Raw genomic sequence first — 17,311 nt, forward strand, 5'->3', positions numbered from 1 at the left:
AAAAAAAAGAACCGTAGGGGTGTATTACTCTTTCCAAAAAAAAGCAAGCCAAATACACGGTGGCTCTTTTGTAGTGCTGGAGACACGGTGTTTTTCGTGAGGTGAGATAAGAACCCAATCTCCAACTTTTAAAGTACGTCGAGCCCCATCAGCCCAATCGATTATACCTTCGCCTTGTATTACGCAAACCCACTCGAATTCTTCCTGATCATACCAAAAATCCTTCGGGGAAGATTGACCTGTAGAAACAATACGTTCAACTCTAACGTTGCTACCTGTCGCTAATATCTCTGAAATCTCTTTACTCCAATCAATATTCTTTTTATCAAAAAGATTCTTCATTTTTCCCCTCCTCACCCTATATTATGATACACAAAAAGCGGGTCTTTAAAAGACCCGCCATGATTCCTGTCATAAAGGATGAGAACATTGATAGTTTAGTAACAAACGTCTCTATTTTAGGTAAGGAAACCATCCGGTTCCCACGTTATATAAGTCAGTACTTATTGATAGGGCGGCCGATTTCCTGATACTCTCGCTTCATCGTCGCCTTTCCAGAAGCGACGAGATATTCAAGATATCTTCGAGCAGTAATACGGGAAACCTGCAAGACTTCTGCTGTTTCCACCGCGGAAAGCGAACAGTTGCTTTTTTTTAGCAAGGTGATAACTTTTTTTAACATTTCGGGGTTGAGTCCTTTGGGAAGAGTCGTCTGATAGTTTTTTCTATTTTTCACCTGAAACAAGCTATCAATCTCTGATTGATCAAAATCTCCTGATCCTTTTCTAAGCTTACTATCCATTTGCCTAAAAGATTCAAGAGAGGCTTTCAAACGGTCATAAACAAAGGGTTTCACTATATAATCAAAAGCTCCTGCTTGTATTGCTTCGTTTACTGTATTTGCATCGCGTGACGCTGAGACAATAATGACGTCAACGTTTTTCTTCTGTTCTCTTATTTTACGCAGTGCATTGAGACCATCAAGTCCGGGAAGGAAAATGTCAAGAATTAATAGCCGTATAGAAAGCGTGTCGAGTAAATCCAGCGCTTTTTGGCCATCTCCCGCGACAGCTACAACACGGAACCCTTCAAGTGAATTAATAAAGTTCTGGTGAATTTCTGCCACCATTGGATCATCTTCCACAACGAGAACGTCTATTCTATTCAATCAGATCTCCTCCTTCTCCGTTGGGGAGAGTCACTATAAACTCAGTATATTCTCCATATTTGAAATCAAGACAAATATCGCCACCTAAAGCATCAACCATCCGCCTGATATTATATAGGCCATAACCTGACGTTCGTGGTCGCGCCTTTGTTGAAAAGCCCTTTTCGAAAATTTTCTCTGCATTTTCTTCCGTTAGCCCTCCGGCATTATCCCAGACACTCAACATAATCTGGTTCGATTCATCGAAAATGGAAAAGCTGATACGAGGAACCTTTATTGAAGCTTGAAGCATGGCTTCGATAGCATTCTCCATAAGATTGCCCACAATAATAACCAGAGCCTGATCACTAATTTTAATTGATTCTCCACAGTAGCTATCTGGGGTAATTTCACAACCTATGCCAAGCTCTCGGCATCGTCCCATTTTCCCAAGCAAAATACCTCCTACTGCCGGATTCTTAATTCGTTCAGCTATCATAGAAGCCATTGTTTGCCCTGGAGCCTGTTCCTGAGAAATAAAATTCAGAGCCTTTGTATATTTTCCCAGCTGGATAAGCCCTGCTATAGCTTGCAACTTATTCATAAATTCATGGTTCTGCACGCGAAGCGATTCAACGTACATGCGCACACCTGTCATTTCTTCAGCCATGGCGTGTATTTCAGACATATCACGAAAACTGGCTATTGCACCGCAAATCTGACCATTGATCGTCACTGGAACCTTGTTAATAATCAAAGGGGCGCCACCTACATTTTGTTCAAGGTCATAAACAGCCTCTTTTGAAGAAAGAACTCCCTTCAGATTAATTTCAGGAACCAATGAGTCGACATCCTCACCTTCAGCATCATAATGAATTCCAAGCAACTTCATAGCTGAATGGTTAATGAGAGTTATACGTCCCACAGAATCGACAGCCAATATTCCATCTCGAATGAAGTCGATCAACTTTTCTCTCTCTTTCACAACTCGTGCAACCTGTTTTTTCAAAGAGAAATTCCATAAAAGGATAAGGAAAATGGCAACGACAAAGGCACTGAGTACCTTTATGAGAAGCGTTTTATCAACAAATCCTTCATGCTTAAATTGATCAAACCATTTTTTATAAAGTTTCTCATATGTCCCGTCACTGTATATTTGACTCAAACCTTGTTTAAGCATTCGAGCCAATGTAATATCCCCATGAGTAATGGTAAATCCCCACTCTTTGGTAAAAAGAGAGGATTCCAACGGAACTACATTATTGATTTTGAGCTTTTTACACATAGATAATCCCTGATAAAGCCCCATCAGCACAAAGTCATACTGTCCCGAAGAAACGAGATGTATGCCTTCGACAGGATTATCTACGATTAAAACTTTCGACGTGAGGTAACTTGATTGAAGATATGCTTTTTCTGCACTTCCCTGCTCCACAATCACCGTCTTTCCTGCAACGTCACTTAAGCGGCTGCCTTCAAGACCTTTTCTTGTAAAAACAGCGTATGGAACTTTGATGACAGGTAAAGAAAAATAGAACTCGCCTATTTCCTTACCAGAAACATCAGGCAAAAAAGCTGCTTCTCTCTGAGATACATCTGGAACGGAGGGGATATTTATAATAGGTGCCATATGGGGGAGAATAGCTGATTCTTCTCTTGCGCTTACCACGCCAAGTATCAAATCAACGCGAGAAGAATAAAGAAGAGACTCCACTTCTGTCCAGTGCACCATTTGGAAATTAAGAGAAAGATCTTGCTTCTTGGCAATGGTTTCCAAAACATCGATAAAGAACCCCTCTGGCAACTGACGATCGTTAAGATACTCAAAGGGAGTCAATGCTTTGTCCCCAACAACATAGATCACACGCCCAGAAGATTTGCTCCATCCATGTTGAGGGAAAAGCAGCAAAAACCCTGCCAAAAATATTACAACAAGTAAATACAACCCGCATTTTTTCCCAAAGCTCATACTACCAAGACCTGTTCCACGTATATTTAGCTATAAGGAATGTACAAAAATCCCAGAATTTTTGTTTGACTTCGTTCATATTTTTTTCTGTCTCTTCATTTAGAAAACTAACAGCCGCATCCTTATCTTTTTTCAATAAATCAAGAGCCCTCTTCTCCACTTCTGACTGCCTTTTAAAGATGTCACCTTCTATTGGCCTTCTCATTTCTTCTAAATCACGAAAAGCCTGCTGATATCTCTTATTGACCAAATCTCCCGTGAGCATAAAAACCCATCGAGCAGAAGAAGGTGAAAACTGATCCATATTGAAATTGCGCCATTCACTTGGAGTTTGCGTCACACCGGCATAAACAGGAACATACGTACTCATGTGAGGGTGTCCCAACGAAAACCACATGACTCCACCGACACTATCAGGCAACCACGATCGCGATTGGGAAACAAAGCTATAAGACGTTCTTGCCGATACAGGTCTGTGATAAGGAATGTTTAGAAGAGTCCGCATGGCCCTATCTGGAAATGGCGTTGCCAACTCACTTTTTGACAAGTGACCATTTACATCAGGAACAAGCCACGCCGGATGCTCCTCCATGTTAAATGGAGTTCCTTCAAGGGGAGAACGAAGCAAAGCTATGACGTCTCGAACTCCAAGTTTTTTCTCTGGTTTAATAGAAAAAGGATAACAGGCGAGATCACCATTGGGATCCCACTCTTTTGAAGGTGCCAATGATTTATAGAGGTAATGCAAACGTTCTCTTACCCATGGAGCGTACATCGACCAATATCCCGTTTTTGGGGTATAGGCGTTTCTCCAGTTGAAAGATTTTTCCCTTTTAGGGTCGTACCAACCATGTTCAATAGCTACATCTATGTAATTCTTTGACGCCATAAAATAATCTGGCTTTGAAAGATCTATATATGTAAGAACGCTACCATTTGTTACAACAGCAACTTCATCATCGGGAACACGCCGAGCAGCCCAGACAGCACCTGATTTTTTACTTTCTGGTGTCCAGCCAAAGCCCACACTGCGTATTTCAAAAATCCAGGCTTCATAGGGATCTGCAATTGTAAGAGACTCCCCCTGGCCTGCACAAGAAGGAAGAAAGCCATATTTTTCAGCCATTGAACCGATAAGACGAATTGCATCGCGAGCCGTTTTGGTTCGTTGAAGGGCTAAAATCTCAAGTTGCTCTATAGTTAAAATTCCCCTCGCATCTGGTAAGAATGCTTGTAATTCATCTTTCTGCCCCACAGTACTCTCGCCAATAGAAAGTTGATGTTCATTGAAACATGAATACCCAACATGAAAATAGGTATATGTCTCTTCTGCCTGGGGTATTTGTCCAATAACACGTGGAGGATTTCTATCTTCTCCCAAAAGGTTTATATAGACATCCATCATTGTCCCTTTTGGATACTTTGCACCTTGAACAACTCTCAAATTAGAATCATACCAACTATCTGCCGTATGAGAGTTAATAACCGAACCGTCAATACTCACATCTTTACCAACTAAAACAGTGGTACATGCTTCCGCAAGATATGGATTTACGACAAAAAAGACTGCTAAGAAAATCAAAAATAAACCGTGTACACTGCGTTTCACTATGTCAACTCCTTCCTCACCCCTCAGATACTCATTATATACAAAAAAGCGTCGGAATGTCCTCCGACGCTTTTCTCTATATTACGATCAGTTCTGATCCGAACTGTTAGTTAGTTTTTGTATCTATTGCAAGAGCCCCGTTTTCAACAGTGACAGAAACGACACTCCCTTCCCGTATCTTTCCAGAGATCAGAGCCCGAGCTATACGGGTTTCAAGCTGTCTCACAATGTATCTTTTCAGGGGACGTGCTCCGAAAACAGGGTCGTATCCAGCATCCGCTATAAATTGAACAGCTTCATCTGTAAGTTCTAGATCGATACGGCGATCTCTTAAGCGATCTCGTAACGCCTCTGTAAGTAACAACACAATCTTCTCTATCTCTTCTTTCTGAAGAGGCTTAAAAAGGACAATGTCATCAACCCTGTTTAAGAACTCCGGACGGAAAGACTGACGAAGCTCTCTCATAACAGCGTTTCGTGCATCTTCCTTAATTTCACCTTGCGCTGTAATTCCGTCAAGAAGATAGGGGGCACCTATATTACTCGTCATAATAATCACGGTATTTTTGAAATCCACTACATGTCCATGACTATCGGTAACACGTCCATCATCAAGAATTTGAAGCAATACGTTAAAAACATCCTGATGAGCCTTCTCTATTTCATCGAAAAGAATAACAGAATAGGGTCTGCGTCGAACGGCCTCCGTAAGTTGACCTCCCTCTTCATAGCCCACATATCCGGGAGGGGCTCCTATAAGACGAGATACAGAAAACTTTTCCATATACTCAGACATATCAATTCGGATCATGTTCTCTTCACTATCAAAAAGAGCCTCTGCCAATGTTTTGGCAAGCTCTGTTTTTCCTACACCTGTGGGCCCCAGAAAAATAAAGGAACCAACAGGTCGACGAGGATCTTTAATTCCTGATCGTGCCCGTATAACAGCATCTGCCACAAGATCTACCGCTTCGTTTTGTCCTATCACACGCTTATGAAGAATTTCATCAAGCTTAAGAAGCTTTTCCCGCTCCCCTTCCATAAGGCGTGTCACGGGAATGCCAGTCCAATGACTAACAATATCTGCGATCTCATCTTCAGTAACTTCTTCTCTTAAAAGCCGGGAACCTCCCTGCCTTAAAGCAAGTGCCTCCTCTTCTTTTTTCAACTGTTGCTGAAGCTCGGGAAGACGTCCATGTTTCAATTCAGCAGCTTTATTCAGATCGTATTCTCTCTCAGCTTTTTCGATCTCTCTTTTTACTGTATCTATCTCTTCTCGTAACGAGCGTACACGTGTTATAACTTCTTTTTCACTTTCGTACTGGGCTCTGAGAGTATCTGCTTCTTCCCGTGCTTCCTGAAGTTCTTTCTGAAGTGTCTTCAGCCGCTCAAGACTTGCTTCATCCTTCTCTTTCTTCAAAGCAGCTTCTTCTATTTCGAGCTGCATAACCTTTCGAGATGCTGCATCAAGCTCTGCTGGCAAAGAGTCAATTTCCGTTCGAATCATGGCGCAGGCTTCATCGACCAAATCAATAGCCTTATCTGGCAAAAAACGGTCAGTAATATATCTATTGGAAAGAACGGCAGCTCCAACCAGGGCATTATCTCGAATACGCACTCCGTGATGAACTTCCAAACGTTCTTTCAAACCTCGCAAAATTGAAATTGTATCTTCCACGTCGGGCTGCTCAACTAAAACAGGCTGAAAGCGACGAGCCAAAGCCGCATCTTTTTCTATGTGTTTGCGATATTCGTCTACCGTTGTAGCTCCTATACAATGAAGCTCGCCTCTGGCCAGCATGGGTTTTAACATGTTCCCAGCGTCAATTGCCCCCTCTGCCGCCCCGGCTCCAACGATTGTATGTAGTTCGTCAATAAAGAGGATAATACGACCCTCACTATTTTTTATTTCATTTAGAACAGCTTTTAGCCTCTCCTCAAACTCTCCCCTGAATTTCGCACCAGCCACAAGTGAGCCCATATCAAGGGCAAAAATACTTCGATTTTTTAACCCTTCAGGAACATCGCCACGTACAATACGTTGCGCGAGTCCTTCAACTATAGCTGTCTTTCCTACGCCGGGATCTCCGATAAGGACAGGATTATTCTTCGTTTTACGGCTTAAAATACGAACAACTCTTCGTACCTCTTCATCTCGGCCAATAACAGGATCAAGTTTGCCCATACGAGCCATTTTCACGAGATCCCGTCCATATCTGTCGAGGGCTTCATATGTCTCTTCTGGGTTTTCACTCGATACACGCTGAGCTCCTCGAACAGCAGTCAACGTCTCTAAAAAAGTCTCTGACGTAATATGGTGCTGAGCAAGAATTCGGCCAGAAACCGTTGTTGAACCTTCTTCTAAAAGACACGAAAAAATATGTTCGACAGAAACGTACTCGTCCTTTAAACGTTCTGCCCGTTCCTGTGCTTCAATAAGAATCTGGGAAACTCGCCGTGAAATGTAAATTTTTCCGGGCTCAAGCCCAGGCCCAGAAACTCGCGGTCGTTTCTCCAGTTCTCTTTGCACATCCCTTTTCAAGGCATCTACAGATACGTTCATTTTCTGAAGAATACGGGGAATCAAACCTTCCGACTGTTCAAGAAGAGCAAGAAGCAAATGCTCGCCATCTACCTCTTGATGCCCCCATCGAAGAGCCATATCCTGAGCAGACGAGAGTGCTTCTTGTGATTTTCGTGTAAATTTCGTTATATCCATAATTAGAACCTCCCCGAAAGACCGCCTCACTCTATCTTCGACGGCTTTGACCTTTACTAACCAATAAGTATTATAAAGGTCAGGATTGGTCATTCAAGAGAGCAGAGTTTGAACTAATCCATTTTATTTATGATTTATTCTATTTACATCTTATTTTCTCTTTTTTTCTTTGTTTTTTAAATTAGGTGAAATTTTATCTTTTAGGCCAATAAAACAAGAGTGGATATAATGGAAACAATATTCATCATGTCCATAAGCATGTACAATTAATGGTAGACCTATAGATATGGAGGTACTTCCATGAATAAAAAAATAATTCGTTTTCTGTGTTTGGGTGTTCTTCTCTCCATTCTTATTTCCGGATACGCCTTTGGAGCAGAAGACTTCGTCGTTACCGACTGTAAACCTCAAGGACAAGTTAAAGAAGGAACGCCTCACATTACGGTAGTCTTTTCTTCGCCAGTAACAACCACCGACTCATGGCCCATAATAATCCGGCCTGAGCTTCCTGCAGAAGGAACGTGGAACGATTCTCAAACCTTTACTTTAAAGCCTCTCGCTCCACTTTCTCCAGCCACACAATATAACGTGGAACTCAAAGAGAATATTCGTGATCAGAAGGGGAGGTTGCTTGCCGGACGGCATACATTTTCTTTCAATACGGAACCGTTATCTTTTATGGAAGCCCGTCAAGTTGATTTCACAGAAGATGGAAGCGCTACACTTGAGCTTATCTTTTCCCTTCCCGTCTCACCCATCAGGCTTAGGGGATTTGCAACTCTAAAAGATTCTCTGGGGCGATCTGTTCCATATGCTGTTATAGGGGAACGCCCTTCTCGTTCCATATCTCTTACTACACGTTCTTTTGACGGAGACTCCTTGACTTTAAATATTGCCTCTGGACTTACAAGCGAAAGTGGTCCTCTTCCACTCGAAAAGGAAATATTGCAGAAAATTTCTCTTTCAAAGAGGTTAACTATACGTAGTTCCTGGGCATATGCTCAATCTCCACGCCGAGGATCAATTACGATGCAGACATCTACTCCGGTTGATGTTGCAAAAGCGAAAAATTATATTTCTCTTGAACCTGAAATACCTTTTACGTTAAATCCAGAGTACAGTGGTTTCTCTATCGAAGGGGCTTTTCAACCTCGTCAAAGATACGTGGTTACGCTTAAGAAAGGACTAGCTGCCCGTTCAGGAAGCACACTGGAAGAAGATTTTATAAAGGCTTTTGTTTTTTCAGATATTGATGCAGCTATAGACTTTCCTAACGCTGGGATGTTTCTGACACCGGCAGAAGATCTGAGGATTCCTATTGAAACTGTCAATATCAATGAAGTTGACCTGACTCTTTGGCGTCTCTACGAAAACAATATTTCCTACGCAATGCTCACAGGCACCAACGCTATCCCAAGAGAGCTCTCTCGCCTTGTTGTGCAAAAGAAAGCCCGAATTTCCGGCGCTCCCAACAAGATTGAACGACGTGCCGTAGACATTCGCGATTTGGCAAAAGACCATAAAGGCGTATTCCTGCTTACTGCTAAAAATGCTGACCCCAACACGTGGCAAGAAGCACAGCAGGTTGTTGCCGTAACAGATATTGGCATTGTGGCAAGAACCTATTCAGAGGGAATTATGGTATGGGTTAATTCTATTCAGAAACTCACACCTACATCTAGAGCCAATGTCAGAATCTATTCACGAAGTAATCAACTCATAGCAGAGGGGAAAACGGGCCGAGACGGTGTTTTTATGCTTCATCGAACCTCTCCATGGGATGACAATCAACACCCCTATCTGCTCACCGTAGAAAAAGACGATGATCTCTCTTTTCTGCGTCTTGACCGAAATATTCTTGCAGATAACGGCTTCGATATATCCGGCCGTCCATATCTCAGAAAGGGATATGAAGCTTTTTGTTTCGCCCCAAGGAATATATTTAGACCTGGAGAAACAGCTCAATTCAAGGCTATCGTCAGAGATGAGAAACGACAAGCTCCCAAGCCTTTCCCCCTTCTTGTAACTATTCGATCTGGCAATGGGAAAGAGCTTGCCCGTTCTACGGCGGAACTATCAAAAGAGGGAACGTTGCTCTATTCATGGGCTGTTCCTGAAAACAGCATGACGGGCACCTACCAATTGGCCCTCTCTCTACCTGGAAATGAAAAAGCTCCTCTTGGAACAATGACATTTTATATAGAGGAATTTGCTCCACCTCGTCTTGAAGTCGCAATAGATGAAAGTATAAAGACTCTTGAACCGGGAGAAGATGTTACTCTTTCCTTCTCCTCTCAGTATCTTTTTGGAGCTCCAGCATCCGATCTTCCATGGGAGGCGGAGGTTAGGACCATGCCCGTCTCTTTCACTAATTCCCAATGGGCAGCCTACACTTTCGGAGATGCAGAAAAAGAGCATAAGAGTATTACAGAATTTATTGGACAAGGCAACCTTGATGAAGAAGGCAAGGGAACACTGAATTACACGATAAAAGAAGGGCTAGAAGCGCCATCAATACTTCACTTTCTTTTTACCGTCAAAGTCAGAGAAGAAGGTGGACGTTGGGTTCCTGAAACAATAAAGATTCCCTATTATCCCACTCTCTATATGTTGGGAATTGAGAAAAGCAAAGAGACTCCTGTTCCACAAAAACCATACGAAATGCGCGTAGCCGCAGTAACTCCAGACGGAGGTGCTGCCCCTCTGAACTCTGTTACCGCCTCTGTAGCCAAAGTAATGAAACACTATACTCTCAAACGCTACGGTGACCAAACTCGTATGGAAGAACAGGAAGAAATCGGAACAGCAGATGTAAAAGAAATCGCTCTTTCAGAAGGCATCGGAACATTTTCTTTTACACCACAAGATCCAGGAGAATATCTCGTCCGTTTTGAAGATCAGGCAACGGGAAGTTCCGCCTCTACACGACTTGAGGTATGGTATGCCTTTGGAGAGGGTGATGGAGGATCTCCCCTTATCGATAGAGTGCTTCTCTCAACAGATAAAGAAAAATACGTTCCAGGAGAAACGGCAACTATCCAAATCAGATCTCCTTTTGAGGGGCTGCTTCTTTTCACTGTAGAAACAGATAAACAGATCACTCGCAAAATTGAGGAGATAAAATCTGGCGAAACGACATTAAAGGTAAAAATAACTGATGAAATGATTCCCAATGCTTACTGCACGGCTTGGGTTATTCGGCCGGTTTCTGAAAAAGATTATGATGCTTGGGGAGCTCACAGAGCTTTAGGAACAGTACCACTCGTTGTTGGCTCACCGGAAAGTCACCTATCTGTTTCTATTGAAAGCTCAGAAGAGGTCGAACCAGGGAAAACGCTTCCTGTCACCATTCAGCTTAAAAATTATCAAGATAAACCTGTAAAGGGACACGTAGCTCTGGCCTTGGTCGATGAAGGAATTCTTGGTCTGACAGGGTATGCGACACCTTCACCTGATACATTTTTCTTAAGTAAAAGAGAGCTGTCGCCCCTGACAAACGATATGTACGACCAATTGATGCCTCTTGAATCTCGAAAAACACAGCAGCTTCACCCAGCTGGAGGAGACAGCGCAGAAGCCATGTACAGTGCCGCTATGGGGGGACTACTCTCTCCTCTTCTTACAGGAAAGTCTTTTACAATATTGTCACTTTTTGAGGGAGACATCGAGACAGATAACGATGGTAAAGCCAGCATATCTCTCGATATTCCTGAATTCAGCGGGAAGGGACGTTTAATGGCTATCGCTGCAACAGACTCAGCTTTTGGATCTGCATCCCGCCCCGTCATTATTCAAAGAGATATTGTTGTAGAGACGACTCTTCCTCGAGCTGTTGCACCAAAAGATTGTCTTATGATGCCCATTACCGTCTTTTCTCGAAGTGATAAGGAACAAAAGGTAACTCTTCAAATTATAGAAACAAAAGGACTGACCGTTGAAGAAAACAATACGCTGAGCCTTACTGTCCCTGCCAATGGGCGCAAACACACAGAAGTACCAGTTTTTATTGGCGAAAAGGCACAAATTGGGTCCCTTGACATAAAAACAACATGGGGAGAGAAAAGCTTTACGCTTTCAAAAGAGATTACCATCCGGCCACCGTTCCCCAGAATCTCCATTGTAAAAAATGGCACGATTTCAGAAGAGGGAGATCATTTCCTTCATATTGACACATCATGGTTCCCGGGAACACAGAAAGGCACTCTTCTTCTTTCGGGGCTTCCTACTGCCAATCTAACAGGGGCTTTCAATTTCGTGAGAACATATCCTTATGATTGTCTGGAACAAACAGTATCAAAGGGATGGCCACTTCTTGTACTGCCCGATCTGGCTCAAAAACTTGATCCCCTTCTCACGTCGGAGAAAGAAGTAAAAGACCAACTTGAAGCTATTCTGCGTCGTCTCGCTAACCTGCAACTCTTCGATGGAAGTTTTGCTTCATGGAGCGGAGATGGAATTGCCGATATGTGGGGCAGCATATATGCTACCCATTTCCTTGTGGAAGCCTCTCAAAAGAATATACCTATTTCCGAAACCCTTTTGAGCGGAGCGTTATCTTATATGCGCCAAATTCTTTCTTTGAGCGACGAAGAAGGTGCTGATGGCTTCTCTACCCGTGCCTACGCTGCTTACGTCCTCACCCTTCATGGGGAGCCACCATTGGGATGGATGGAGCATCTTAAAAGTCAGAAAGAGAATATGAAAGACTCGGGACGGATTTTCCTTGCTGGAGCCTATGCCCTCTATTCTAAAAACACAGCTCCCCTCAAAGAACTTGGTGATGTGGTAGCGCCCACAGATGAAGGAAAGGAAGAGACAACTCCTGGTAAAACCTTTGAACTCTATTGGAGAAACAGAGCATTACTTCTTCTCATGTGGAATAGTCTTGATCCAATGGCACCGGAAACTACGGCATTGGCTTCTGGACTTATACAAAATATGAAAAAAGAGGGCTGGTCAACAACACAGGAAAATGCATTTGCCCTTATTGCTCTCGGACGATATATAGAGAAAACCTACGCTCTTCAAAAAGAACCCTTTACAGCAGATATTCTCGCTGCTGATGGAACGACACTCGCCAAAACTACAGAAAAAGAGAGTACGGCAATATCTCTTGATGATGTTGCTACAGACCTTAAACTTCAAAAACGTGGCAACGGCGTTCTCCATTATGGCATGACTCTTTCTGGTATACCGACAACTCCTCAAGATCCTTATAACAAAGGAATTGAGGTAGAACGGCTCATAAAAGAACATGCGTCTTTGGGAGAAAAAATCACTGTAGAATTGCACATAAGGCCACAGGCACCAATAACCTCTCTTGTTCTTTCTGATATCCTTCCTGGCGGCGTTGAGATTGAATCTGCTGGAGAAATCTACTTCATGCCTGCCAGCGGAGCCAATGTGCGAGCAGAGAAACGAGATGATCGTCTGATACTCTTTATCTCAAACATTGAAGAATCTCTTATCTATCGTTATACAGTGCGCGCTGTAACAAAAGGTACTTTTGCTCTTCCTCCCGTCTATATAGAAGACATGTACAATCCAGGTGTCAGAAGTTTGAGTCGTGGAGGCATATTCACTATTGAATAAGAAATGGATAAAAGGGCTGGCTATTGGAGCTTCTCTCTTATCGCTCCTTTGGGCCAGCCCCTCTTTCGTCCCGCTTCAAATTGAAAAAGTACAACATTGGCCAGTATCGCGAGTCCTTCTTGACAGAACAGGAAAAACTTTTTATGTGGGGCTCTCTCCAGAATCAGAATGGTGTATTCCAATACCTTACGAACAGATGAGCCCATGGCTTCCTCAAATAGCCGTAGCTATCGAAGACCGAAAATTCTGGTCACATCATGGTGTTGATTTTCAGGCCATTATTCGTGCCGCGTTGCAAAATATAAAGGCCAAAAGAGTTGTTTCTGGAGCCTCTACCATTACGAGCCAAGTCATTCGCCTCTCCAATCCCCGTCCTCGAACGATACTTGTCAAGGCGGCTGAATTTCTTCAAGCAATGAAACTCGAACAGGGAGTGTCAAAAAAAGATATTCTTGAAATTTACCTGAATAGAGCTCCCTTTGGGAGCAATATAAGAGGCGTAGAAGCTGCAAGTCGCATGTGGTTTGGGAAACCAGCATCATCTCTCTCTGTGGAAGAGGCGGCTCTTCTCATCGGAATGTTGCGTGGCCCATCTCTCTACCGTCCAGATCGCAACCCTCAAAGAGCAAAAACACTTCGCGACTCTATATTGAACTCTCTTGTCGAACAGAGGATTATTTCAGAAGAAAAGTGTATCGAAGGGAAAAAAGCACCACTTCCTGAACGCTCTTTTGATATGCCCGCTATGGCTTTTCATTTTGCGCATGAAGTTTTGCAGAAAGTAACGAGCTCGCGCATAGAAACGACGCTAGATGTAGAGCTTCAGAATCAGATAGAGCACACTCTTCAACGAACACTCAACACTCTTCCATCTTCAATTACGGGAGCTGCTTTACTCATTCACAATCCTACCGGTAATATCTTGGCATATGTAGGGAATGGCCGATTTGGAACCCGCCAGTCGGGAAGCTGGATTGATTGTTGCCAGGCTCTGCGTTCTCCAGGATCAGCTTTGAAGCCTTTTGCATATCTTGAAGCCTTTAGTCGAGGTATTCTTACCCCTTCTTCTCTTTTAGCCGATACACCTCTTTCTTTTGGAGGGCTTTCCCCTCGCAACTTCGACTTGCGATATAGAGGCCCCGTCTCAGCCAGACAAGCCCTGGCCCAATCTTTGAATGTTCCAGCCGTAAGAGTTCTCCGAGAAGTAGGAGGAGAAACTTTGCTCCAAACATTACGGTCTGCGGGAATCACCTCTTTGAATGAAGATACTCTCTACTACGGAGATTCCCTTATTTTAGGAGGGTGCGAAACAACTGTTATGCAAATGGCTTTGGCATACGAAACTATAGCCAACTTGGGAATTCAGCGACCTCTTCAGATGATTAAAGGTTCGACTCCTTCTTACGAGAAACGAATTTTTGACGAAGCAAGTTCCTTTCTTATTGCCGATATTCTGAAAGATCAAACCCGTCTCCTCCCCATGCGTAGAGAAGCTTTAGTCGATCAGAATATGAACATAGCCTTTAAAACAGGAACGTCTTACGGTTTAAGAGATGCCTGGACAGCTGCGTATACCCCTGAATACACTATCGTCGTTTGGTTTGGGGATCCGGCGGGCTTTCCCAATCCTGTTCTTACTGGTTTGAAACTAGCTGCTCCTACCGCAATAGAAATGCTGAGCTGGGCAACACAAAACAAAATAAAATGGTATGCTCCGCCAAGTAGTCTAGGTCGCAGAACAGTCTGCGCTCTATCTGGGCTTCCACCCTCGGAAAGTTGTCCTACACATAGAATTGATTGGTATATTCCTGGAATATCTAGAAATGACCGCTGCTCCATTCATCAAATGCGGAGAGGGGAGCCTGTGATTGTCTGGCCTTCCGAACTGGCTCTCATGAGTTCAACAAGAAGAGTTTATACAGAAGATTCTCCTATAACAATTACGTCTCCACTAAATAATACCCAGTTTTTTATAACACCGACTGGGGGAAAACAAAAGATTGCCCTTCGCAGCGAAGGTGCAAGTGGCTTCTTGTTCTGGTATATAGATAATCAATTTTTCGGCAAAATAAAAGCCCCGAAAGAGATTTTCTGGCAACTCTCTCCGGGGCAACATAATATATCCGTAATGGATGAAAAAGGCCGTTCCGATTCAATCACTATTGAAGTTCTTTCTCTCTCTTCTCCAGCTGTTTTGCCTTTGAAACCTCTGGAGCTTCAATAAATTACTGCCTTCTCGGATTAAAAGAAGAGATTTTCGCCAACTCTTCAAACAGTTCTTTTTCACGAAGTGAAAGATTTTTCGGCACAACGATCTCTATCTTCACATACAAATCTCCAGGCTGAGCCCCCTTACGACGAGGCAATCCCTTTCCCCTCAAGCGAAGAAGCTGACCACTCTGGGTTCCTGCCGGCAATTTCATCGTTACGCCGCCTTCCAACGTTTCAATATTCAGAGACGTTCCCAAAGCCGCTTCCCACGGAGTAACTTTCACAACTGTCGTCAGGTCGTACTGATTCACTTCGAAACGAGAATCCTCTCGCAATTTAATAGTAATGTAAAGGTCTCCATTAGAGGCATTTCCTATTCCTCTGCTTCCCTTTCCAGGAAGGCGAATGCGACTTCCATCAGTCATTCCTTGGGGAAAATTCACCGTCAATGTCTGTCTTCGGGGAATCCTCCGCCCATCAGAAGTCACGTCATGCTTTTCTATTGAAATAGATTTTGGCTCACGGCGAATAACATCTATCAGGGAAAGTTCCATCTGAACTTCAATATCCTCCCCCTTACGCCGGCGAGGGGCCCCTCCGAAGAAAAAGCTCTCAGCCCCACCCGTCGAGCCATTAAATCCTCCAAAGATGGTTTTGAAAAAATCGCTGAAATCTCCCAAACCGCCACTTCCATTACCGAAGTCCATACGGAATGTGCCACCATCTCCCCATCCGGGAGGCGGTGTAAAATTCTGACCTTCACTCCATTGGTTCCCTAAAGTATCATATCGTTGCCGCTTATCTTGATCTTTCAAAACTTCGTAAGCTTCATTAATCTCTTTATAGCGTTCTTCGCTTCCCGGCTCTTTATTTACATCAGGATGATATTTTTTCGCTAAAGCTCTATAGGCTTTACGAATTTCATCCTGAGAAGCTTTCCGATCAACACCGAGAATAGCGTAGTAATCTTTATATGTAACAGGCATATTTACCACCTTCTTTTAATTTGACCTTTACTAACCAAAGATTATACGACAAAAAAAGAGCCCGGGCAACTCTCTGTCCAGGCTCTTATCTTCCTCTCTTTAGTGAGAAGAGACTGCTTCATTCGTTACATGATCGTCATTGTGATTGCCGCCTTTTTCAGGCAAAGGTTCCACATGAAGAGAAATGAGAGTCTCAGACCCAAATTCGTTATGAATTCTATCTTCAATTGTAGAGGCAATATTATGAGCCTCTACAAGCCCCATTGTACGATCTACAAGAATATGAGTTTCCATGGCAATATACGGTCCGACCCGACGAGTACGAAGACGATGAACATCACGTACTTCCTTCGATTCCCGTATAAGAGCCATAATTCGATCTTCAGTCTCTTTATCCAAAGAACCTTCCAGAAGCTCGTTCAGGCTCTCCATCATAATAGGCAAAGATACTCGAATAATAAAGAAACTCACTACTGCCGCCGCAATAGGATCAAGAATGCGTCCTCCCGCACCAAAAAAACGAGCGCCAACAATGCCAAAAAGAACACCAATGGAAGAAAAGGCATCTGAACGATGATCCCAAGCCTTCGCCATAAGAGCCGGGCTGTTTATATTAGTAGCCCAGACAGCCGTATAGCGATATAAAACCTCTTTCACAACTATAGACACAACCGCAGCTCCTATAGCAAGCAATCCAGGACGCGGAAAGGTTTCTCCCTTTAAAACTAAGAGAATTTTATGCACCGCCTCAAGAAGAATACCTGTTCCAGCTATAAAGAGAACAACGCCACACAAGGAAGCCAATAGCGTTTCAACTTTACCATGTCCATATCTGTGGCTGCTATCTGCAGGCTTATTTACAACTTTAAAGCCAAAAAATACAACCACATCGGTTATCAAATCTGAAAGGGAATGAGTCGCGTCAGCAACCATGGCTCCGCTATGGCCGACAAAACCTGCAATATACTTCAGAATAGTGAGGATCAAATTGACCCAGAAACCTCGCAGCGTCACGGCTAGGGCGCGATCTCCCCTGTTGATTTCCACCAACACCTATCCCCTCTTTTCATTCTTTCAA

9 protein-coding genes are annotated in these 17,311 nt (G+C 43.3%); 2 read left to right on the plus strand and 7 right to left on the minus strand.

The features are described 5' to 3' along the window. Nucleotides 1-24: 24 nt before the first annotated feature. The 5 genes from VB083_RS07985 to clpB form a co-directional block, all read right to left on the minus strand. On the minus strand, nt 25-342 hold the full coding sequence (locus VB083_RS07985) for a cupin domain-containing protein (RefSeq protein ID WP_323401943.1): 318 nt from the start codon (nt 340-342) through the stop codon (nt 25-27). Nucleotides 343-496: 154 nt separating this feature from the next. Continuing rightward, complete coding sequence (locus tag VB083_RS07990; RefSeq protein ID WP_213689967.1) at nt 497-1,168, minus strand: response regulator; 672 nt, start codon at nt 1,166-1,168, stop codon at nt 497-499. After that, complete coding sequence (locus tag VB083_RS07995; protein ID WP_213689968.1) at nt 1,161-3,116, minus strand: transporter substrate-binding domain-containing protein; 1,956 nt, start codon at nt 3,114-3,116, stop codon at nt 1,161-1,163. Before VB083_RS07995 ends, VB083_RS07990 begins: the two co-directional genes overlap by 8 nt. Before the next feature lies 1 nt (nt 3,117). Continuing rightward, nucleotides 3,118-4,725, minus strand: a complete 1,608-nt coding sequence (locus tag VB083_RS08000) for a dipeptidase (protein ID WP_307879596.1) — start codon at nt 4,723-4,725, stop codon at nt 3,118-3,120. Between the two features lie 106 nt (nt 4,726-4,831). Beyond that, nucleotides 4,832-7,444 (minus strand): ATP-dependent chaperone ClpB, encoded by a 2,613-nt coding sequence (gene clpB / locus VB083_RS08005; RefSeq protein ID WP_323401944.1) that lies wholly within the window; start codon nt 7,442-7,444, stop codon nt 4,832-4,834. Nucleotides 7,445-7,744: 300 nt separating this feature from the next. Between clpB and VB083_RS08010 the strand changes: the two genes are divergently transcribed. Next, a complete protein-coding gene (locus VB083_RS08010) occupies nt 7,745-13,036 on the plus strand; it encodes an MG2 domain-containing protein (protein ID WP_323401945.1) in 5,292 nt (1,763 codons plus the stop codon). Beyond that, the gene (gene pbpC, locus VB083_RS08015; RefSeq protein WP_323401946.1) at nt 13,029-15,260 is read left to right on the plus strand and encodes a penicillin-binding protein 1C; all 2,232 of its coding nucleotides are present in this window, start codon (nt 13,029-13,031) and stop codon (nt 15,258-15,260) included. The genes VB083_RS08010 and pbpC overlap by 8 nt, the downstream gene beginning before the upstream one ends. A 1-nt stretch (nt 15,261) precedes the next feature. Here the strand turns inward: pbpC and VB083_RS08020 are convergent, their stop codons facing one another. Together VB083_RS08020 and VB083_RS08025 are read right to left on the minus strand one after the other, a co-directional pair. Beyond that, complete coding sequence (locus VB083_RS08020) at nt 15,262-16,233, minus strand: DnaJ C-terminal domain-containing protein (protein WP_213690583.1); 972 nt, start codon at nt 16,231-16,233, stop codon at nt 15,262-15,264. Between the two features lie 99 nt (nt 16,234-16,332). Beyond that, nucleotides 16,333-17,280 carry a cation diffusion facilitator family transporter gene (locus VB083_RS08025; protein ID WP_213690582.1) on the minus strand — a complete coding sequence of 316 codons (948 nt, stop codon included), beginning with the start codon at nt 17,278-17,280 and terminating at the stop codon, nt 16,333-16,335. Between the last annotated feature and the right edge of the window lie 31 nt (nt 17,281-17,311).

Source organism: Aminobacterium sp. (genome assembly GCF_034926885.1).
In the GTDB taxonomy this organism is placed as follows: domain Bacteria; phylum Synergistota; class Synergistia; order Synergistales; family Aminobacteriaceae; genus Aminobacterium.

Bases quoted from the DNA above. Each gene is read 5' to 3' on its own strand.
- VB083_RS07995 (WP_213689968.1), bottom strand. From the start codon at position 3,116: ATGAGCTTTGGGAAAAAATGCGGGTTGTATTTACTTGTTGTAATATTT.
- VB083_RS08010 (WP_323401945.1), top strand. From the start codon at position 7,745: ATGAATAAAAAAATAATTCGTTTTCTGTGTTTGGGTGTTCTTCTCTCC.
- clpB (WP_323401944.1), bottom strand. From the start codon at position 7,444: ATGGATATAACGAAATTTACACGAAAATCACAAGAAGCACTCTCGTCT.
- VB083_RS08020 (WP_213690583.1), bottom strand. From the start codon at position 16,233: ATGCCTGTTACATATAAAGATTACTACGCTATTCTCGGTGTTGATCGG.
- VB083_RS07985 (WP_323401943.1), bottom strand. From the start codon at position 342: ATGAAGAATCTTTTTGATAAAAAGAATATTGATTGGAGTAAAGAGATT.